Source organism: Allobosea sp. (assembly GCF_048595345.1).
Lineage (GTDB): Bacteria > Pseudomonadota > Alphaproteobacteria > Rhizobiales > Beijerinckiaceae > Allobosea.
In genome coordinates this window covers 1-18,472 of sequence record NZ_JBMDWH010000056.1, presented here as the reverse complement: position 1 = coordinate 18,472, position 18,472 = coordinate 1, and the positions used below count along the sequence as shown (strand labels likewise).

Annotated in this window: 18 protein-coding genes; 6 read left to right on the top strand and 12 right to left on the bottom strand. The window is 68.1% G+C overall.

Annotation, left to right across the window (positions count from 1 at the left end; all coding sequences use genetic code 11):
- Positions 1-1,206 (bottom strand): DNA gyrase subunit A (locus ACOJTB_RS06210; RefSeq protein ID WP_420101650.1); only part of this gene is annotated, 1,206 nt, incomplete at its 3' end.
- A gap of 210 nt (positions 1,207-1,416) precedes the next feature.
- Here ACOJTB_RS06210 and ACOJTB_RS06205 point away from each other — a divergent pair.
- A complete protein-coding gene (locus ACOJTB_RS06205; protein WP_420101649.1) occupies positions 1,417-2,049 on the top strand; it encodes a MarC family protein in 633 nt (210 codons plus the stop codon).
- 5 nt (positions 2,050-2,054) lie between these two features.
- On the opposite strand, the gene ACOJTB_RS06200 is transcribed toward ACOJTB_RS06205, so the two are convergent.
- The gene (locus ACOJTB_RS06200; protein ID WP_420101648.1) at positions 2,055-2,720 is read right to left on the bottom strand and encodes a DJ-1/PfpI family protein; all 666 of its coding nucleotides are present in this window, start codon (positions 2,718-2,720) and stop codon (positions 2,055-2,057) included.
- Positions 2,721-2,794: 74 nt separating this feature from the next.
- Here ACOJTB_RS06200 and ACOJTB_RS06195 point away from each other — a divergent pair, with 74 nt between their 5' ends.
- The 4 genes from ACOJTB_RS06195 (at position 2,795) to ACOJTB_RS06180 (ending at position 5,208) form a co-directional block, all read left to right on the top strand.
- The gene (locus ACOJTB_RS06195) at positions 2,795-3,757 is read left to right on the top strand and encodes a GlxA family transcriptional regulator (RefSeq protein WP_420101647.1); all 963 of its coding nucleotides are present in this window, start codon (positions 2,795-2,797) and stop codon (positions 3,755-3,757) included.
- Between the two features lie 124 nt (positions 3,758-3,881).
- On the top strand, positions 3,882-4,196 hold the full coding sequence (locus ACOJTB_RS06190) for an ArsR/SmtB family transcription factor (protein WP_420101646.1): 315 nt from the start codon (positions 3,882-3,884) through the stop codon (positions 4,194-4,196).
- Positions 4,193-4,546: an SRPBCC family protein gene (locus ACOJTB_RS06185; protein ID WP_420101645.1), complete on the top strand. Its 354-nt coding sequence runs from the start codon at positions 4,193-4,195 to the stop codon at positions 4,544-4,546. The genes ACOJTB_RS06190 and ACOJTB_RS06185 overlap by 4 nt, the downstream gene beginning before the upstream one ends.
- Positions 4,547-4,593: 47 nt before the next feature.
- Entirely contained in the window at positions 4,594-5,208 is a 615-nt protein-coding gene (locus tag ACOJTB_RS06180) for an ATP-dependent Clp protease proteolytic subunit (protein WP_420101644.1), read from the top strand.
- A gap of 209 nt (positions 5,209-5,417) precedes the next feature.
- Here the strand turns inward: ACOJTB_RS06180 and ACOJTB_RS06175 are convergent, their stop codons facing one another.
- From ACOJTB_RS06175 to ACOJTB_RS06140, 8 genes are all read right to left on the bottom strand, one after another.
- Entirely contained in the window at positions 5,418-6,611 is a 1,194-nt protein-coding gene (locus ACOJTB_RS06175; protein WP_420101643.1) for an E22 family MetX-like putative esterase, read from the bottom strand.
- A 245-nt stretch (positions 6,612-6,856) separates the two neighbouring features.
- Positions 6,857-8,611: an AsmA family protein gene (locus ACOJTB_RS06170; protein WP_420101642.1), complete on the bottom strand. Its 1,755-nt coding sequence runs from the start codon at positions 8,609-8,611 to the stop codon at positions 6,857-6,859.
- Between the two features lie 96 nt (positions 8,612-8,707).
- On the bottom strand, positions 8,708-10,315 hold the full coding sequence (locus tag ACOJTB_RS06165) for an ABC transporter permease (RefSeq protein WP_420101641.1): 1,608 nt from the start codon (positions 10,313-10,315) through the stop codon (positions 8,708-8,710).
- 77 nt (positions 10,316-10,392) lie between these two features.
- Positions 10,393-11,403, bottom strand: coding sequence for an extracellular solute-binding protein (locus tag ACOJTB_RS06160; RefSeq protein WP_420101651.1), 1,011 nt, complete (start codon positions 11,401-11,403; stop codon positions 10,393-10,395).
- A 164-nt stretch (positions 11,404-11,567) separates the two neighbouring features.
- On the bottom strand, positions 11,568-12,563 hold the full coding sequence (locus ACOJTB_RS06155; protein ID WP_420101640.1) for a DUF2865 domain-containing protein: 996 nt from the start codon (positions 12,561-12,563) through the stop codon (positions 11,568-11,570).
- A gap of 253 nt (positions 12,564-12,816) precedes the next feature.
- Entirely contained in the window at positions 12,817-13,227 is a 411-nt protein-coding gene (locus ACOJTB_RS06150; protein WP_420101639.1) for an MAPEG family protein, read from the bottom strand.
- A gap of 254 nt (positions 13,228-13,481) precedes the next feature.
- Positions 13,482-14,975 carry an IMP dehydrogenase gene (gene guaB / locus ACOJTB_RS06145; protein ID WP_420101638.1) on the bottom strand — a complete coding sequence of 498 codons (1,494 nt, stop codon included), beginning with the start codon at positions 14,973-14,975 and terminating at the stop codon, positions 13,482-13,484.
- Positions 14,976-15,143: 168 nt separating this feature from the next.
- A complete protein-coding gene (locus tag ACOJTB_RS06140; protein WP_420101637.1) occupies positions 15,144-15,485 on the bottom strand; it encodes a hypothetical protein in 342 nt (113 codons plus the stop codon).
- 305 nt (positions 15,486-15,790) lie between these two features.
- Between ACOJTB_RS06140 and ACOJTB_RS06135 the strand changes: the two genes are divergently transcribed.
- Positions 15,791-17,230 carry an MFS transporter gene (locus ACOJTB_RS06135; protein ID WP_420101636.1) on the top strand — a complete coding sequence of 480 codons (1,440 nt, stop codon included), beginning with the start codon at positions 15,791-15,793 and terminating at the stop codon, positions 17,228-17,230.
- A gap of 12 nt (positions 17,231-17,242) precedes the next feature.
- Here ACOJTB_RS06135 and ACOJTB_RS06130 read toward each other — a convergent pair whose 3' ends face one another.
- Positions 17,243-18,196, bottom strand: coding sequence for an aminoglycoside phosphotransferase family protein (locus ACOJTB_RS06130; protein WP_420101635.1), 954 nt, complete (start codon positions 18,194-18,196; stop codon positions 17,243-17,245).
- Positions 18,193-18,472, bottom strand: a 280-nt coding sequence (locus tag ACOJTB_RS06125; RefSeq protein ID WP_420101634.1) for an SAM-dependent methyltransferase, incomplete at its 5' end; no start/stop codon positions are given. The genes ACOJTB_RS06130 and ACOJTB_RS06125, both read right to left, overlap by 4 nt.

The window sequence follows — 18,472 nt, the reverse complement described above, 5'->3', positions numbered from 1 at the left end:
CTCGTCGATATTGGCGACCGCCGTGGCGAGGCCGCAGAGCACATGGGCGCGCTCGCGGGCCTTGTTCAGGAGGTAGCGCGTGCGGCGGGAGACGACCTCCTCGCGGAACTCGACGAAGGCGGAGATGAAGTCCTTGAGGTTCAGGACCTCCGGCCGGCCACCGTTCAGCGCCACCATATTGGCGCCGAAGGAGGTCTGCAGCGGGGTGAAGCGGTAGAGCTGGTTCAGCACCACATCGGCGACGGCGTCGCGCTTGATCTCGATGACGACGCGGATGCCTTCGCGGCTGGACTCGTCGCGCAGGTCCGAGATGCCCTCGATGCGCTTCTCGCGCACCAGCTCGGCGATCTTCTCGACCATCGTCGCCTTGTTCACCTGATAGGGAATCTCGGTGACGATGATCGCCTCGCGCTCCTTGCGCAGCTCCTCGATATGGGTCTTGGCCCGCATCACGATGGAGCCGCGGCCGGTCTCGTAGGCGGAGCGGATGCCGCTGCGGCCCATGATCGAGGCGGCGGTCGGGAAGTCGGGGCCGGGGATGACCTCGTTCAGGCCCTCGATGGTGATCTCGGGGTCGGCGATATAGGCGATGCAGGCGTCGATGACCTCGCCGAGATTGTGCGGCGGGATGTTCGTCGCCATGCCGACCGCGATGCCACCGGCACCGTTGACCAGCAGCTGCGGATACTTGGCCGGCAGGACGCTCGGCTCCTCGCGGCTGTCGTCGTAGTTCGGCTGGAAATCGACCGTGTCGCGGCCGAGATCGTCGAGCAGCGGCATCGCCGATTTGTCGAGACGGCTCTCGGTGTAGCGCATCGCCGCCGGCGGATCGCCGTCGATCGAGCCGAAATTGCCCTGGCCGTCGACCAGAGGCAGGCGCATCGAAAAGGGCTGCGCCATGCGCACCAGCGCGTCGTAGATCGCCTGGTCGCCATGGGGGTGGTACTGACCCATCACGGAGCCGACGATGTTCGCCGACTTCACGTGCTTGCGGTCCGGCGTGTGGTTGTTTTCCCACATCGAGTAGAGGATGCGGCGATGAACCGGCTTCATGCCGTCGCGCACGTCCGGAAGAGCGCGGCTCACGATCACGCTCATCGCGTAATCGAGATAGCTCTTCTTCATCTCGTCGGTGATCGCGATCGGCTTGATGTCGCCGCCGAAATCCGGGGCGTCGTCGCGCTTGTCGTCGTTCTCGTCGCTCAAGGGGAAACGTCCGATTCCTGCTGAATTTCAACCTTCTGGCTAGCCGATTCCGCCGCTTTAGGCCAGCGAAAGCGGGTCACGTTCGGGTAAAAAATAGTCCATTGATTTCAGTATCTTGCAGGCGTTTTTCGGAGCCGTCCACAGCTCCTGCCACATTCCCGCCCTTCTGCGCCCGTGACGGGCGGCGCAAGCCGTGGGAGATTGGCGGCCATGTTTCTCGACTTCGCCACCTCCGCCCTCGTCACCATGCTGGTGACGCTCGATCCGCCGGGGCTCGCGCCGATCTTCCTGTCGCTGACGCGGGGCATGTCTGCGGGCGAAAGGCGGCAGGTCGCGATCCGGGCCTGCATCATCGCCTTCTGCATCATGGCCTTCTTCGGCGTGGCCGGCGATATCGTGCTGAAGGCGCTCGGCGTCTCCCTGCCGGCCTTCCGCATAGCCGGCGGGCTACTGCTGTTCTGGATCGCCTTCGAGATGGTCTTCGAGCGGCGCACCGAGCGCAAGCAGCAGACGGCCGAGACCGCGATCACGCAGGACCATATTCGCAATGTCGCGGCCTTCCCGCTGGCGATCCCGCTGATGGCGGGGCCGGGCGCGCTGACCGCGACGATCCTGCTCGCCGGCCGCGCCCAGGGCGACCCGCTGCTGCTGACGAGTCTCGCGGCGATCTGCGGCCTCGTGATCCTGTGCTGTCTGCTCGTCTTCCTCGCGGCGACGCGGATCGCCCGCCTGCTCGGCGTCACCGGCAACATCGTGCTGACCCGCCTGCTCGGCGTCATCCTGGCGGCGCTGGCGGTTCAGTTCGTGATCGACGGTGTGAGGGTGGTGGCGAGCGGCGGGTGAGGGGCTCACAGCCGCGCGATGATCTCCTCCCGCGCCTTGCGGGAAGCCGCCAGACGTTGCCGCGCGGCTTGCACGATCTCGGCCGGCGCCTCGTGGGGTGTCCCGGCGTCGAAGGGCGGCTCCGGCGCGTATTCGATCGCGAGTTGGGTCACCTGCGCCTCGGTCTCTCCGAGAAGTTCGGCCACCACCGTCAGTCCGAAATCGATGCCGGAGGTGACGCCGCCGGCGGTGATCAGCGTACCGTCGCGCACGACCCGCTCCGAAACCGGCGTCGCGCCGAAGCGGGCCAGGAAATCATGGGCGTTCCAATGCGTGGTCGCCCGCTTGCCCTGCAGCAGGCCGGCTGCGCCCAGCACCAGCGAGCCGGTGCAGACCGAGGTGAGGTAGCGCAGCTGCGGCGCCCGCTCCCGCAGGAAGGCCAGCACCGCTTCGTCCTCTAGCAGGGCATTGATCCCGCCGCCGCCGGGCACGCAGAGCACGTCGAGCGGCGGGCAATCGGCGAAGGTCGTGGTCGGGATCAGCATGAGCCCGGTCGCGGAGCGCAGGGGTTGAAGATCCTTCCAGATCAGGTGGACCTCGGCGCCGGGGACGGAGGCGAAGACCTCGTAGGGACCGGTGAGGTCGAGCTGCTGAACCTGCGGGAAGGCGAGAAGACCGAAGCGGAGTGTCATGACAGAGTCTCCTTGTTGACCCCGTCAGCTTAGCGGCACATGGTTTGGCGGGAATGCCAATGAGCCCTCGCTTCATGCCAAACATGCTTCGCCGCATCGAGATCGTCGCCTTCGAGGACGTGCAACTGCTCGATGTCGCCGGGCCATTACAGGTCTTCGCCACGGCGAACGACATGGCGGCTGCCGAGAGACGGCCTTTGCCCTACGAGCCGATCGTCGTGGCGAAAGGCGACAAGCTCCGCAGCAGCGCCCGTCTGGAATTCGCAACGCAGCCTCTGCCCGAAGGAATGCCTCCGCATACGCTCGTCGTCGCAGGCGGCTGGGGCGTCTACGATGCCTGCGAGGACCTGGTTCTCGTCGAGTGGATCGGCCGACGTGCAAGGCTGGCGCAACGCACCGCCTCGGTCTGCAGCGGCGCTTTTCTTCTGGCCACGGCCGGGCTCCTCGACGGGCGGCGTGCCGTCACGCATTGGCAGCGCTGCGAGGAGTTCGCGCGCCGGTTTCCGAAGGTCCGGCTGGATCCCGATCCGATCTTCATCCGCGACGGCGACATCTGGACCTCGGCCGGGGTGACGGCCGGCATCGACCTGGCGCTCGCGCTGGTCGAAAGCGATCTCGGCCGGCCCGCCGCGCTCGCCGTGGCGCGACAACTCGTCGTTTTCCTGAAGCGGCCCGGTGGTCAGGCGCAATTCAGCGCGGCGCTGTCGCTCCAGGAGCGAGACGGACGCTTCGACGAACTCCATGGCTGGATCGTGGAGAACCTGCGCAGCGAACTGACGCTCGATACACTCGCGGGGCAAGCCGGAATGAGCGTGCGCAGCTTCGCACGTCATTATCGCCAGGCGACCGGCCGGACCCCGGCCAAAGCGGTCGAGGCTCTTCGGATCGAAACGGCGCGCCGACTCCTGGAGCAGGGCATCGGCGTGGCGCGGGTGGCGTCGCGATGCGGCTTCGGTTCGGAAGAGACGCTGCGACGCGCTTTCCAGCGCCGCTTCGCAGCGAGCCCGCAGAGTTATCGGGAGCGTTTCGCGGGGTAGTCGCCCGCATCTGCTCGACATCGCTTCATGAGGGCGTCCCGCAGGTCGGGCCGGTCGCCGGACTCGGGACCGCCGAGCCCAGCCTGCACTTGCGAATCAGATAAGCGTATACTTATCTATCTTTATGAGCGAGGACGATATCTTCAGGGCGCTGTCTGACCCGACGCGGCGGGCCATCTTCGAGCAGCTCGCCGCCGGCAGCCGCAATGCCACGGCGCTGCGCGAGGGCATGGCGATCAGTCAGCCGGCGATGTCGCAGCATCTGGCCGTGCTGCGCGGGGCCGGGCTGGTGCGGGAGGAGCGCCAGGGCCGCTTCGTCCAGTACGAGGTCGATCCGGACGGGCTGGCGGCGATCGCACAATGGCTGGCCCGATACCGTGCCTATTGGCCGGCCCGGATCGATGCGCTGCGCAGCCTGCTGAAGGAGATGGATCAATGAGCGACGGGACCGGCGAGGAGGCCGAGGGCGGGCTGGTTCTGGACTACGTCTTTCCGCAGCCGCCGGAGAAGCTCTGGCGCGCGGTGAGCCTGCCCGCCCTGCGGGAGGTCTGGCTGCCGGCGGGCGACCTCGCCCAGCCCGAGCCGGTGGTCGTCTCGCCCGGCGAAGAGCTCACCTACCGGCTGCGGGACGCCGCGCCGCCGCATCGGGAGAGCCTCGTCACCTTGCGGGTCTCGCCCGATGGCGAGGGCGGTAGCAGGTTGCGGATCGTTCACGAGCCCGCCCGCCTTGCTGCGTCCATCCCGCCGCCGGCCAATGGCAATCTCGTGATGGCCGCGCGCGCCGCCTGAGGCGCCCGCCTTCCATCCATCCTCCCCCAGCCGATAGGAGATCGCCGATGCGCGAAACGATGCAGCTCGTCCCGATGGTGATCGAGCAATCCAGCCGGGGCGAGCGCTCCTTCGACATCTATTCGCGCCTGCTGCGCAAGCGGATCATCTTCCTCAACGGGGAGGTGAACGACGCGATGAGCGCGCTGATCTGCGCTCAGCTGCTGTTCCTCGAGGCGGAGAACCCCAAGCGGCCGATCCATCTCTACATCAATTCGCCCGGCGGCGTCGTCACCAGCGGCCTCGCGATGTACGACACCATGCGCTATATCCGCGCCCCGGTTCATACGTTGTGCATGGGCACGGCCCGCTCCATGGGCTCCTTCCTGCTGATGGCGGGCGAGCCGGGGCAGCGCGCGGCACTGCCCAATGCCAGCCTGCATGTCCACCAGCCGCTGGGCGGCTTCCAGGGCCAGGCCTCCGACGTTCTGATCCAGGCCGAGGAGATGCAGAAGACCAAGCGGCGGATGACGCGGCTCTATGCCGAGCATTGCGGCCGGACCTATGAAGAGGCGGAACGCACGCTCGACCGCGACCGGTTCATGACCGCGGAGGAGGGGCTGGAGTGGGGCCTGATCGACCGCATCGTCCACCGCATGGAGGATGCTCCGGCGGCTGCGTGACGGTCCGGCTTTATTCTCGGGCGAAGCATCGCTTCGACCCCGAGGATCTCTGGAACTTGCTGATTTTTCTCGGAACCGCTTCGTGATCCCGGGCTTGCCCGGGACGACGGAGCGGCTCCCTGCACCATCATCATGCTCTCGTCGGAGGCGTGTCCTGCTCTCCGGCGAGAGATGCTCGGGTCGAGCCCGAGCTTGACGGGCGCGGCCGGCTACTTCTCCAGAAACGCCCGGATCGCCCCCTCGGCCTGCTTCATCGAGACCACGCCGTCGAGATGGCCGCGGGTGCCGGAAATGGTGACGTGGGTGATGTCGCGGCCGGCATCCTTCGCGGCCTTCAGGGTGCGCTCGACCGCGTCGGCGGTGAAGACGAGGTCCTTGGGCTGCGTGATGTAGAGCATCGGCGCCTTGATCTTCTTCATCCCATCGGCCAGCGAGGTGCCGCCGGCGACGAAGAGCTGGTTGGCCTTGACCAGATAGAGGAAATGGTTGGCGTCCGAGGTCTTGGCGCGCGCCGCACCGGCGGTGTCGAGAACGCCCTGCACCTGGAACTTGCCCGCCAGGGTCTTGCCCGGGTCCTCGCCTTCCTTGGCGGGGCGGCGTCCGAAGGTCGCCTCGGCCCAGTCCTGGTGATTGGCGTGGAGGGTCACCGCCGTCAGCGCCTTGGCGAGGCCGGCCAGCGGTGGCGTCTTGCCGTAATAGTCGCCATTGTTCCAGTTGGCGTCGACGAGGATCGGCGCGGCCCAGACGTCGAGCCAGCCGATCAGCATCGCGCCGGCCTCGGCCGCGCCGATCACCGGCATCGCCTTGGCGACCATGTCGGGGTGGCTCGCCGCCCATTCGAAGGTCTGCAGCGAGCCCATGGAGGGGCCGGCGACCAGCGCGAGCTTTCTGATGCCGAGGCTCTCGACCAGCGCCTTCTGCACCTCGACGAAATCGCGGATCGTCACCACCGGGAAGTCCAGCCCGTACGGCTTGCCGGTGTCCGGGTTGGTCGAGGCCGGGCCGGTGGTCGTGGTGTTGGGATCGCCAGTGGAGAGGTTCACCAGCGTGTCGGAGGCGATGACGAAATATTTGGTGGTGTCGATCGCCTTGCCGGGGCCGATGATCGCGTCCCAATAGCCGGGCAGGGCGTCGGCGGCTGCATATTTGCCGGCCGCATGCGAATTGCCGGAGAAGAAGTGGCAGATCAGGATCGCGTTGGATTTGTCGGCGTTGAGCGTGCCGTAGCTCTCCCAGCCGACGCGCACCTGCTTCAGCGTGCGTCCGCTCTGGGTCGTGAAGCTCGGCAGCTCGAAGACCTTTTTCTCGACGATCAATTCCTGTGCTGTCGCCATGCCCGTCATCATCGTTGCGGCCATCACCGTCGCGGCGAGGGCCAGTGTTCCCGTGATCCAGCTGCGCATTGTCCGTCCTCCCGACCGGCCTTCGAGGGCCGTGATGTCCCGCGCCCGGCTGGACGCAGTGGCGGCGACCGCCTTTTGTCACTGCATCAGAGCGGATTTCGATGAAGGGAGGAAGTCAGACGGAAGCAGGGGGGTGGCTCGCTGCGACCATCGTGCGGCCTATCGGACGCGGTCACGATGCTCTCGGATGGTGGTGGAGCAGCGGATCGATCCGAAAAGTGGATTCGACTTTTCGGTCCGATGCGCTAGCGGCCCAGCCAGAGTGGCGAGCCTTCGCTGTCGCCGTTCAGCCTCGCCTCGCTCGGCGGCGCGACGAAGGGCGCTTCGATCGGGCCTTTCAGCGCGAGCATGGCCTTGGAAGCGCCGCCCGGCGCCGCGAGCGTCGCGGTCATGTCGAGCTCGCGGTTGCGCAGCTGAAGGCTGCCGGCGAGGCCGAGGCGATAGCCCGTGCCGCTCATCTGCGCATCGGTCAGCACGAGCAGACCGTTGGCGACGCCGGCATTGGCGGAGAGCGTGTCGACATCCGTGCGGCTCTGGCGCGTCTCGCGGGCCGGGGGAAGCGCAGCACCGCGTTCGGCGCGCTTGAGAAGATCCGTGAGCGCGACACCGGTGATCTCGCCCTGCCGCAGTTGCACCCCCGCGCGCCCGCTCAGCGCGCCGACCAGCTCGGCGAAGCTGCGCCCGGCGCCGTCCAGCGCGAGCTGCATCCCGCCCGTACCGGAGAGCCGGGACAGGGCCGGGACATCGGCGCCGGCCTGGCCGAGATTGACCTTGTCGACAGCCGCCTGAATCTTGACATCGACGCCTGCGGGGGCGGCCATCGCCAGCAGGCGGCCCTTGAGCGTGCCGCCATAAGCGGCGGCGCGCAGCAGCCCGGTCTCGAAGCGGCCGCGCTTGACCAGCACATAGGTCGCGACATCGGCCAGGCGCGCGCCCTTCAGCCGCGCCGCATCGACCGAGATCCGCAGATCGACGTCACGGCCGGTCCAGCCCTCGAGTTCGAAGGGGGAGCGATCCGAGCCGTCGATGGCCGGCAGCGGCAGGCGCTCGATGATCCGGCCGAGATCGAGGGTGGAGCCGGCCAGCGTGCCGGACAGCGCCATGCGGCCATCGGCCTCCGCAAGCTTCATCACGCCGTCGAGTCGCTCGCCGTCGAGGGAGATGGCGGCGTTATTGAAGGACGCCTCATGCGGCTTCAGCCGCAGATCGGCGTTGAGCGAGACGGCGCCGAGAGCGTCGGCCAGACGCGAATTCTCGCCGAACCAGCCCAGCAGACGGGGCAGCGACGGCGCGCTCAAGGACAGCGTGCCCGTGACGAACGGCTCATCCGGTCCGGAGCGCGCGCCGTCAAAGCGCAGCTTCAGCAGCGGCGACATCGCGGACAGGCTCGCCTTGGCGCTGCCGCCAATCACCGGCCAGACGAGATTGACCTCGGTCTTGGTGCCGCGCCAGTTGAAGGCGCCGGCCACGCTGAAGGGCTGGTTGCGCTCGCGCGCGCCGATGACGAGATCGACATCGCGCACCACGGACTGGATGGCGCCGCCGGCCCGCAGGAACAGCGAGCCCGCGCGGATCACGATGCGGCTCTGGGTGGTCAGCTTCTCGAACTCGGCGAGCGGTGGGGCGAGCCAGTCGATCACGCTCTCGCTGCCGGCCGGCACGGCGATGTCGAGCTGTGGGCCGACGAGGTCGATCCGGTCGAAATCGATCTGCCCGGTCAGCAGCGGCAGCAATCTGAGGAAACCCCGCAGCCGGAGCGCCTGGCCGGAGATCGATCCGTCGCGCTGGGCGAAGGCGACGCCCGAGAGGCTGATGCGCGGCAGCGGCAGCAGCGCGAATTCAACCCGCTCCAGCGAGGTTACGGCGAATCCGGTGCGCTGCTCGACGGCGTGGATGGCATGGCGCTCGACGCGCCCGAGCGCGACGGTCCAGGATCGCGTGCCGAGCAGGCCGGCCGCGAGGGCAAGGCAGATGGCGAGGATCGCGGCGCGTCTGGTCATGGACTTCCGAATCGGCAATCGCCGACAGTCAGCCAGCCCCACTGGCCGCTGAAGGTCTAGGCGCTCGCCGACAGCTTGTCGAGGCGAGGGAACCCGCTATCCCCCGTGAGCGGGGCCCGAGCGGGTCAGGATCATGGCCGGATAGAGGCCCGCCAGGATGATCAGCAGTGCCGCCAGCGCGCCGTCCTCGAACGCGCCGCGGGAGGCATGGCCGTAGACCGTCGTGGCCAGCGTCTCCAGATTGAGAGGGCGCAGCAGGAGCGTCGCCGGTAGCTCCTTCAGGCCGTCGACGAAGACCAGCAGCGCCGCTGCCGCGGTCGCGCCGCGGGCCAGGGGCCAGTGCAGCCGCCGCAGGATCTCGGGGCCGCGGGCGCCGAGGCCGCGGGCGGCATCGTCGATGCGCGGCGAGACGCGGGCGAGCCCGCTTTCGACGCCGCCCATCCCGATCGTCAGGAAGCGCACGACATAGGCGATGACCAGCGCCGCGCCGGAGCCGATCAGCAACAGCCCCGTCTCGGCGCCGAACCAGCGGCGGGCGAGATCGGCGACGAGATTGTCGAGGCCGGCGAGCGGGATCAGCAGGCCGAGCGCCAGCACGGTGCCCGGCACGGCATAGCCGAGCCCGGCGATGCGCGCGAGCGGCCGCAACCAGGGCTCCCGGCCCCGCCGCAGCGCCGTCGCGATGCCGAAGCCGAGCGCGACGACGATCAGCGCCGCCGAGCCGGAGAGGATGAGCGCCGTCGTCAGCTGGCGCAGCAGAGCGCCGTCCAGCTGCACGACCAGGTCCCGCTGCACGATCTCGGCGAGCAGATAGCCGATCGGAAGGATCGCGCCGAGCACGACCGGCAGCAGGCAGGCCAGAGCGGCCCAGGCGGCGGCGACCGGTGCGAGACGGCGGCGCGCGACGGGGCGGCTCTGGCGGGTCGGCAGCGCATAGCGGCGCTGGCCGCGCATCCGCGCTTCGGCCGCCATCAGCCCGATGACGAGCAGCAGCATCACGCAGGCGATCTGGGATGCGCCCGCCAGCGAGCCCCGGTTCAGCCAGGTGGTGTAGATCGACAGGGTCAGCGAGCGCACGCCGAGATATTCGGTGGCGCCGATGTCGTTGAGCGTCTCCAGCAGCACCAGCGTCAGGCCGGCGGCGAGCGCGGGCCGGGCGAGCGGCAGGCCGATGCGCCAGAACAACCGGCCGGGGCCGGCGCCGAGGGTGCGCGCCGCCTCGGCGATGCTGGCGCTCTGGAGCCCGAACAAGGCGCGGGTGATGAGGTAGACGTAAGGGTAGAGCACCAGCGCCATGATCACGATGGCGCCGGGAAGACTGCGCATATCCGGAAACCAGTAGTCGCGCAGGCTGCGCCAGCCGGTCAGCGCGCGCAGCGCGGTCTGGAGCGGGCCGGTGAAGCTCGTCAGCTCCACCGCGATATAGGCGGTGATGTAGGTCGGCAGCGCCAGCGGTAGGGCGAGCGCCCATTCCAGCGTCCGGCGGCCGGGGAACTCGTATTGGGTGACCAGCCAGGCGGTGCCGACGCCGATGACGGCGGTGAGCAGGCCGACGCCCCCGAGCAGGATCAGCGTCTGCGCCAGCGCGGTCGGCAGGACATGCGCCGCCAGATGCGGCCAAATCGCGGCCGAGCCGGGGGCGGAGAGGGCGGTCGCCAGCAGGGCGGTCAGCGGCAGCAGCACGAGGCCGCCACCGATCAGCACGCAGGCGGCCAGACGAGTCGACGGCCGCCACGCGAGTGGCGACCGAACAGAGCGTGGGGTCGTCGGGACGACCGTGGTCAATTGTCGAAGCCGACCTTGTCGACGAGATCGGCCGCGGCCTTGCGCTTGGCGGCGATCTCCGAGAGCGGCAGGCTGTCCGGCGTCACGGGCCCGAGCAGTTTGACCGCCGCGCTGTCGGTGACGGCGGTGTTGACCGGGTATTCGAAATTGCCGTTGGCATAGAGGGCCTGCGCCTTCTCGCCGAGCATGTAGTCGACCAGCTTGACGGCCTCGGCCTTGTTCGGCGCGTTCTTGGCGAGGGCCACGGCAGAGACGTTCACATGGGTGCCGCCCTTGGCGAAGGTGGTCTTCAGCGGCTTGATCGCGTCGAACCAGCCCTTCTGCTCGTTCTTCGCCTGGCTCATCAGGCCGATATAGTAGGTGTTGATGATGGCGACGTCGCAGAGGCCGGACTGGATATCGCGCGCCACGTCGCGGTCGCCGCCTCCGGGCTTGCGGGCGGCATTGGCGCGCAGGGCCTTCAGATAGGTCTCGGTCTTGGCCTCACCGTCATGGGCGATCATCGCGGCGAACAGGGCGTTGTTGTAGGGGTGCTGGCCGGCGCGGATGCAGAACTTGCCCTTCCACTTCGGGTCGGCGAGCTCTTCATAGGTGATCGCGTCCTGCGAGACGCGCTCCTTGGAGCCGACGGCGATGCGGGCGCGCTTGGTCAGCGTCACCCAGTCGCCGTTCGGGCGCAGCTGGGCGGGCACGACCTTGTCGATCGTGGGCGAGGCGAGCTTCTGGGTGATGCCGGCCTGCACAGCGGCATCCATCTCGCCGACATCGACGAGCAGCATCAGATCGGCCGGGCTGTTGGCGCCCTCGGCCCGGATACGCTCCTGCAGGCCATCCTTGATGAAGACGGCATTGACCTTGACGCCGGTGTCCTTGGTGAAGGCCTCCAGCACCGGGTTGAGCAGAGCCGGCTCGCGGGTGGTGTAGAGGTTCACGCTCTGGGCCAGGGCCGGCGTGGCCAGCAGCGAGGCCGTCAGGGCCAGCAGGCTCAGGCGCTTCGTTCCGATCATCATCATCGCTCCTTCAACAGACCCGTTCGATCTGTGTCAGGGCGATAACGGCCCGGATGCGCGTTCGTCAACGAAAAATCTCGCAATATCAGTAGCTTAAAGGCATTCTAGACAATGTCTTGTTTGGAATTTCTGTAAAGAGAGGCTCGCGCCCGGCGGGGGGGTCAGGGCCTGGCGGAGCCCAGCGCGATCAGCCGCACCGGCCCGCGCCCGGCCGTATCGAGCGAGCCGCGCAGCACGGCGTCGCTCATCACCGCATCGTCGTGGACGCTGGCTTCGCGGATCTTCATGCTGTCGCGCAGTTTGCGGGTTTGCGCTTCCATGCGGGAGATGCCGACGCGCTCGTCGATCTGCCGGCGCTGCTCGCGGGAAAGCTCGGCCGCGCTACGAAAATCGCGGAAATCATGCCGGCTATAGGGCCAGGAGGTGCCGCCGGTGAAGGTGCTGACCTTGCCGTCGAGGACGACGCTGTCGCCGGGCCGCAGGGTGATGTCGCGCAGCAGCGAGACGCGCCTTTCGCCGGCCTTGACGATGGCAGGGCGGCAGGCCTTGTCGCCGGTCTTCTGATAGGCATAGGCCGCCGGCAGGGCGCGATAGGTCTTGCCGTCAGCGGAGCGGGCCTCGTCGATCGTCTCGGCGCCGGCGGGGACGGTGAAGACCTTGACCGGCAGCCCGGGATTCATCGCCTGGCAGAGCGCCTCATGCGCCTTCAGATCCGCATGGGCGCGCAGTTGGCCCAGCGGGGCGTGAAACCCGTCGCAGATCCGCACGCAGATCGTCCGGGCGGTGCGGGCGGGCGCGAGCTCGGCCGGCTGGCCGGTGACGAGCACTGCGGCGGCGTTGCGCGGGCCATCGGCGCGGCGCGGCCTGGCGGCGGGTCCCTCGGCACGGCGGAACGGGTTCAGATAGACCGGCTGGGCGATCAGCCCGCGGGAGTCGGTCTGGAACAGGGGGATGCGCCAGCCCTGCCGCGCCGGGGCATAGGCGTGGGGCCGGCTCGCGGCATAGGCGGCCTGCGTCGTGGCAGGGCTCTGGGATGCGCCGAGGCGCGCGCGCTCTGCCCGCAGGAAGGCGCGGATGTCGGCGTCGTCCTCGGCCTGCACGATCGAGGCCGTCAGCACGGCGCCGCCCATGCCGAGCGCCAGCCCCGCAGCAGTCATGGCGATCAGGCGACCGCGCCGCCCAACGCCGGCCCGTGCAGGCGGGGCGATGGATCGCGACGGGTCAAAACCGGTAGGGCCGCCGCAGGATGGCTCCTGCGCGGTGTCTTCACGGACCCGCAACATCGCGTCACTCCAAAACTACGCTTGTCCACCGTCCGCCGCAGGGTGGGTGTAGTTTACTTTTCGTTAAGACTCAACGGCCTGCCCCTTGTCGGAGGCGGCGATGCTTAACGCGGAGCCGGCGCGATGCTCAGACGATCTGCAGCACGATCCCCAGCCACATGCCGAACAGGGCGAGGAAGCCGACGCCATAGACGGCGCCGCGCACGGGCAGCTTGTTGGGGCCCAGATGAATCAGGCTGTGGACGACGCGCGAAGCGACATAGAGCCAGGCCAGCATCGTGATCAGATGGCTGGTCGCCTTGACCTCGAGCGCCAGCATGATCAGCGCGAAGAAGATCACCGGCGACTCGAACTGGTTCGAGAAGTTCGCCGAGGCGAGCCGCGCCGGTACCGGATAGGCCTCCGTCGAGACGTTCACCTGATCGGGCTTGACGGCGCCTGAGATGAAGGCGTCGCGCCGCCGCTTCATCAGCACGAGGCCGATGACGAAGATCCAGAAGATCAGCGCGAGCGCCGGGTAGACGAGGTTGAGGGTCATGATCGGCTCCGGCGCGGCAAGTCCCGCAATGTGGGTGCCGCCGCGTGGGATGACAACCGGTGCCATCCGGGACATGCCAACCCGGGTGCGTCTCGTGCCTACGGATCAGTTGGAGAACCTCGCGTCATCCCGGACAAGCGGCGTCAGCCGCGCTGCTCCGGGATCCATCGTCGGGCGCTGGCGTCCTTCGATGGATCCCGGCGCAAGCCCGGGATGACGGTGGGGCTCCGTCATCCTGAGCTCAGGACCGACGCCTATGAGCGGGTCGGGTAATTGGGGCTCTCGCGGACGATGGTCACGTCGTGGACATGGCTTTCGCGCAGCCCCGCGCTGGTGATGCGGATGAAGCGGGCCTTGGCCTGGAAGTCCTTGAGATCCTTGCCGCCGACATAGCCCATGGCTGCGCGCAGGCCGCCCGCGAGCTGGTGCAGCGTGCTCGAGACCGGGCCCTTATAGGCGACCTGGCCCTCGATGCCCTCCGGCACCAGCTTCAGCGAATCCTTGATGTCCTGCTGGAAATAGCGATCGGCCGAGCCGCGCGCCATGGCGCCGACCGAACCCATGCCGCGATAGGCCTTGTAGGAGCGGCCCTGATACAGGAACGTCTCGCCGGGGGTCTCGTCGGTGCCCGCCAGCAGCGAGCCGACCATGGCGCAGGAGGCGCCGGCGGCCAGCGCCTTGGCGAGGTCGCCGGAATATTTGATGCCGCCATCGGCGATGATCGGGATGCCGGCCTTGGCGGCGGCGGAGGCGGCGTCCATCACGGCGGTGAGCTGCGGCACGCCGACGCCCGCGACGATGCGGGTGGTGCAGATCGAGCCCGGGCCGATGCCGACCTTGACCGCATCCGCACCCGCGTCGATCAGTGCCTTGGCGCCGCCGGCCGTCGCGACATTGCCGGCGATGACCTGCACGGCGTTGGAGAGCTTCTTCACCCGGCTGACCGCGTCCAGCACCTTGGCCGAATGGCCATGGGCGGTGTCGACGACGATGAGGTCGACGCCGGCGTCGATCAGCATCTCGGAGCGCTCGAAGCCCTGCTCGCCGGTGGTGGTGGCGGCGGCGACCAGCAGGCGGCCTTGGGAATCCTTGGCGGCGTTGGGATGCGCGACCTGCTTTTCCATGTCCTTGACGGTGATCAGCCCAATGCAGCGATAATGATCATCGACGACCAGCAGCTTCTCGATGCGGAACTGGTGGAGCAGGCGGCGCGCCTCGTCCTGGCTGACGCCCTCCCGCACCGTGATCAGCCGCTCCTTGGTCATCAGCTCCGAGACCGGCTGGCTGGGATTGGCGGCGAAGCGGACGTCGCGGTTGGTCAGGATGCCGACGAGCTTGCCCTTGTGGCCCTGCGGCCCGCGCTCGACCACCGGAATGCCGGAGATGCCGTTGTTCTTCATCAGCGCCAGCGCATCGGCCAGCGTCTCGTCGGGGTGGATGGTGATCGGGTTGGCGATCATGCCCGACTCGAACTTCTTCACCAGCCTGACCTGAGCAGCCTGCTGATCGGCCTCCAGATTGCGGTGGATGACGCCGAGGCCGCCGGCCTGCGCCATCGCGATCGCCATGCGCGCTTCCGTGACCGTGTCCATCGCCGAGGCGATGATCGGCAGGTTCAGCGAGATCGACTTCGTCAGCTGGGTGCGGATATCGACATCGGAGGGCATGACCTCGGACGGACCGGGCTCGAGCAGGACGTCGTCGAAGGTGAAACCGTCGCGAATCAGACCGTCGAGGGAAAGGGTCATGGTCAACTCCGACGCCGGACCGGCCGGCTCTCAGGGGCGGCGGGGGCGGGAAAGCCCATTGCCGAGTTGACGAGGCCCGTTAGCACGCGCCCGGCAGGTCCGCTAGCCCGCCGGGGCGATTCTTTTGCAGTGCCGCATGGCGACCGGCGCAGGCCCGGCCTGGCCCGCTCAGCGCGCCGGCGGAGGCGGCGGGGCAGGGCGCTGCGTCGAAGGCTCGGACTGCTCGGGAGAGACCCAGAAGCAGCCGGATTCGAAGATGGTCCGGCCGGCGGCGTTGGCCAGCAGCTGGCAATCCCGCTGATGCATGCAGGCATCGTAGCGGATGCCGTCCGCGGCCCCCCCGGGAATGTTCCTGAACTGGCACCCGGCGCGCCAGTCGCCCGGCGCGGCGGCCGCAGGGGCGGTTCCCGCCAGAAACGAGCCGAGTCCGAGCGCAAACCCCAGCCCGCCGCCGATGGCGATAGTCCGGAGGGCTGCGACGGTGGGTGGTGTCTTGACGATGGTGAGCATGATCTTCGACTCCGCTTTTCGAGCAAGCGTGCGCCCCTCACGCAGCCCATCCTGGCGGGCTCTCTCGGAGGCGCCGGCGGGCTCCCTCCGAGATGGTGATTTGCGATGCGCTTACACCTGCAACCAGTGCATGGCAGACTTGTTTCGCGGGTCTCGTTATTTATTCAGTGCATAGCCGGCTCGCTTCACAGGCAGGCGAAAAGCGCATGGCGGCGCGTTTCAGACCTCGTCATGACGCCCCGGGCGCATTAATAGCCATGCTTACGATTTCGGTCGCATCGAATGCGTCCGCGAGAGGCCCGGCCGTGCAACGCTCCAAGCTCCTGCCCCTAATCGTCGCCTGCGCGCTCTTCATGGAGAACACCGATTCCACGGTGATCGCCACCTCGCTGCCCGCGATCGCGCAATCCCTGGGTGAGGATCCGATCGCGCTCAAGCTTGCGCTGACCTCCTATCTCGTCAGCCTCGCCGTCTTCATCCCCATCTCGGGCTGGATGGCGGACAAGTTCGGAGCGCGGACGATCTTCCGCTCGGCCCTGGCGGTGTTCATGCTCGGATCGATCTGCTGTGCGATGTCGAATTCGCTCGGCGCCTTCGTCGGGGCGCGGTTCCTGCAAGGCATGGGCGGGGCGATGATGGTGCCGGTCGGTCGGCTCGTGATCCTGCGCAGCGTCTCGAAGGCCGAGATGGTCGGCGCGCTGGCCTATCTGACGGTGCCGGCGTTGGTGGGGCCCGTGGTCGGGCCGCCACTGGGTGGCTTCATCACCACCTATTTCGACTGGCGCTGGATCTTCTTCATCAACATCCCGATCGGGCTGGTGGGCATCCTGTTGTCGAGCCTTTTCTTCGAGGACATCCGCGAGGAGGACGTCGCGCCGCTCGACATCACCGGCTTCCTGCTCTCCTCCTTCGGCTTCGCCAGCCTGATGCTGGGGCTCGCTACCGGTGGGCGGCATCTGGTGCCGGAGCTGGTGTCCTATGGCTGCGCGGTGGCGGGAGCGGCGGCTCTGGTGGCCTACTGGTTTCATGCCAGGCGGGTGGCCCATCCGGTGCTGAACCTCTCGCTCTTCCGCATCCCGACCTTCCGCATCGGCGTGCTGGGCGGCTCGACCTTCCGCGTCGGCATCGGCGCGATCCCGTTCCTGCTGCCGCTCATGCTGCAACTCGGCTTCGGCCTTGATCCGCTGCAATCGGGGCTGATCACTTTCGCCTCCGCCGCCGGGGCGCTGATCATGAAGACGCTCGCGCGCACCATTCTGGCGCGATACGGGTTTCGCCGGGTCCTGACCTTCAACGCGGCGGTCGGCTCGGCCTTCCTCGCCTCGTCGGGGCTATTCACGCCCTCGACGCCGCAGGCGATCATGCTGTCGGTGCTGCTGATCGGCGGCTGTTTCCGCTCGCTGCAATTCACCGGCATCAACGCGCTGAGCTATGCCGACGTCTCGAACCGCGACATGTCCGGCGCGACCAGCCTTTCCAGCGTCGCCCAGCAATTGTCGCTGAGCCTGGGTGTGACCATCGGCGCCTTCGCGCTGGAGGCGGCCCATCTGTTCAATGGCGGGCGCACGCTCTCCGCGCAGGATTTCTGGCCGGCTTTCGTCATCGTCGGCCTGATCTCGGCCTCCTCGGCGCTGTGGATGGCGCGTCTGGCGCCGGATGCCGGCGCCGAGGTCTCCGGCCACCGCGCGGTCAGCAAGCGCAAGATGACGGCCGAAGCGATCGCGGACCAGAAGCCGCTGGAGTGAGCTGCGGCGGGGTCAGTCCGGCCAGAGAAGCCGGCCGAGATCCTTCAGCGTCGGCGCCTTCGATGGCCAGTCGGCAATGGCGATCGTGCGCATCGGATTGCTGGCGCGGTGCAGGAAGGTCAGGGTCAGCAGGCGCTCGCGCAACGGCTCGTCGATGCGCTCGCCCGCGACGCCATAGCCGCAGAGAAGCGCGCGGATGCGAGCCGGTCGGCCTTCGGTCATGAAGCAGCTGGGGCCGAGCAGGTCGTATTCGCCGAAGCCCGCGAAGACGTCGCCGAAATCGAACAGGCCGGCGAGATGCCAGCCGTCTCGGCGCTCCTCCAGCAGAAAATTCTCCGGAATGTATTCACCGGTCAGGATCACCGGCTGGATGTCGAGCGGAATGACGGAGGCGGCGGCGGCGAGCAGGGCGTCGAGCTCGTCGAGATAGCGCTCGGGCAGACCCAGCCTGATCTGGCGCGCGCGGCAGCGTTCGATCTGGCGCTCGATGAAAGCCGGCCAATCAGGCCCGATCGTCGCGATCTCACCCGGAGCGACAGCCTGAACGGCTGCGATGGTTTCGCCGATCTGCCGGAGAAGCCGCTCCTTGTCGGTTTCCTGCATTGCAGGCCAGGCCTGCGACCCCAGCACGCCGGACAGTCGCGTCATCGCCAGCCAAGGCCAGCCGTCGCGCTCGCCCTCGTCGAGAAGCTCCGGGATCGGGAGCGGAAGCCGGCCCGAGAGCTGTCGAAGGGACGCCCGCTCGGCTTCGAACTGACCGCGAAGTTGCGGCGGAAAGATCTTCAGGATCAGCCCCGGGCCGAGGCCGAGGACGAGATTGGTGCCGGTGGCGAAGACGGTCGGATCGCTTGTCGGCAGCCCGGCGTCCTGGGCCACCGCCAGCGCCGCCGGGAGCCAGCCCGCGGGCTCGCGGCGCCAGGTGTCGAAAGCCTCGACATCCGCGAATTGCGGAAGCGCGAACGTCATTCCGCAACTTCGGCAGCGTCGTCCTCGCGCGCCTTGCGCCGATAACCGGTCGCCAGCACGTAGAGCTCCGAGGAATCGGCACGGCTGGCCCCCGGCTTGACGTTCCGGACCGTCGTGAAATCCCGCTTCATCTGGGCCAGAAGCGGCGCCGAATCGCCGCCCTGAAACAGCTTGGCGAGGAAGAAGCCGCCGGGCGCCAGCACGTCATGGGCGAATTCCAGCGCCGCCTCGGCGAGGCCGATGATCCTCAGATGGTCGGTCTTCTTGTGGCCGGTG

Coding starts and splice junctions, on each gene's coding strand:
- ACOJTB_RS06205 (WP_420101649.1), top strand. CDS start 1,417: ATGTTTCTCGACTTCGCCACCTCCGCCCTCGTCACCATGCTGGTGACG.
- ACOJTB_RS06200 (WP_420101648.1), bottom strand. CDS start 2,720: ATGACACTCCGCTTCGGTCTTCTCGCCTTCCCGCAGGTTCAGCAGCTC.
- ACOJTB_RS06195 (WP_420101647.1), top strand. CDS start 2,795: ATGCCAAACATGCTTCGCCGCATCGAGATCGTCGCCTTCGAGGACGTG.
- ACOJTB_RS06190 (WP_420101646.1), top strand. CDS start 3,882: ATGAGCGAGGACGATATCTTCAGGGCGCTGTCTGACCCGACGCGGCGG.
- ACOJTB_RS06185 (WP_420101645.1), top strand. CDS start 4,193: ATGAGCGACGGGACCGGCGAGGAGGCCGAGGGCGGGCTGGTTCTGGAC.
- ACOJTB_RS06180 (WP_420101644.1), top strand. CDS start 4,594: ATGCGCGAAACGATGCAGCTCGTCCCGATGGTGATCGAGCAATCCAGC.
- ACOJTB_RS06175 (WP_420101643.1), bottom strand. CDS start 6,611: ATGCGCAGCTGGATCACGGGAACACTGGCCCTCGCCGCGACGGTGATG.
- ACOJTB_RS06170 (WP_420101642.1), bottom strand. CDS start 8,611: ATGACCAGACGCGCCGCGATCCTCGCCATCTGCCTTGCCCTCGCGGCC.
- ACOJTB_RS06160 (WP_420101651.1), bottom strand. CDS start 11,403: ATGATCGGAACGAAGCGCCTGAGCCTGCTGGCCCTGACGGCCTCGCTG.
- ACOJTB_RS06155 (WP_420101640.1), bottom strand. CDS start 12,563: ATGACTGCTGCGGGGCTGGCGCTCGGCATGGGCGGCGCCGTGCTGACG.
- ACOJTB_RS06150 (WP_420101639.1), bottom strand. CDS start 13,227: ATGACCCTCAACCTCGTCTACCCGGCGCTCGCGCTGATCTTCTGGATC.
- guaB (WP_420101638.1), bottom strand. CDS start 14,975: ATGACCCTTTCCCTCGACGGTCTGATTCGCGACGGTTTCACCTTCGAC.
- ACOJTB_RS06140 (WP_420101637.1), bottom strand. CDS start 15,485: ATGCTCACCATCGTCAAGACACCACCCACCGTCGCAGCCCTCCGGACT.
- ACOJTB_RS06130 (WP_420101635.1), bottom strand. CDS start 18,196: ATGACGTTCGCGCTTCCGCAATTCGCGGATGTCGAGGCTTTCGACACC.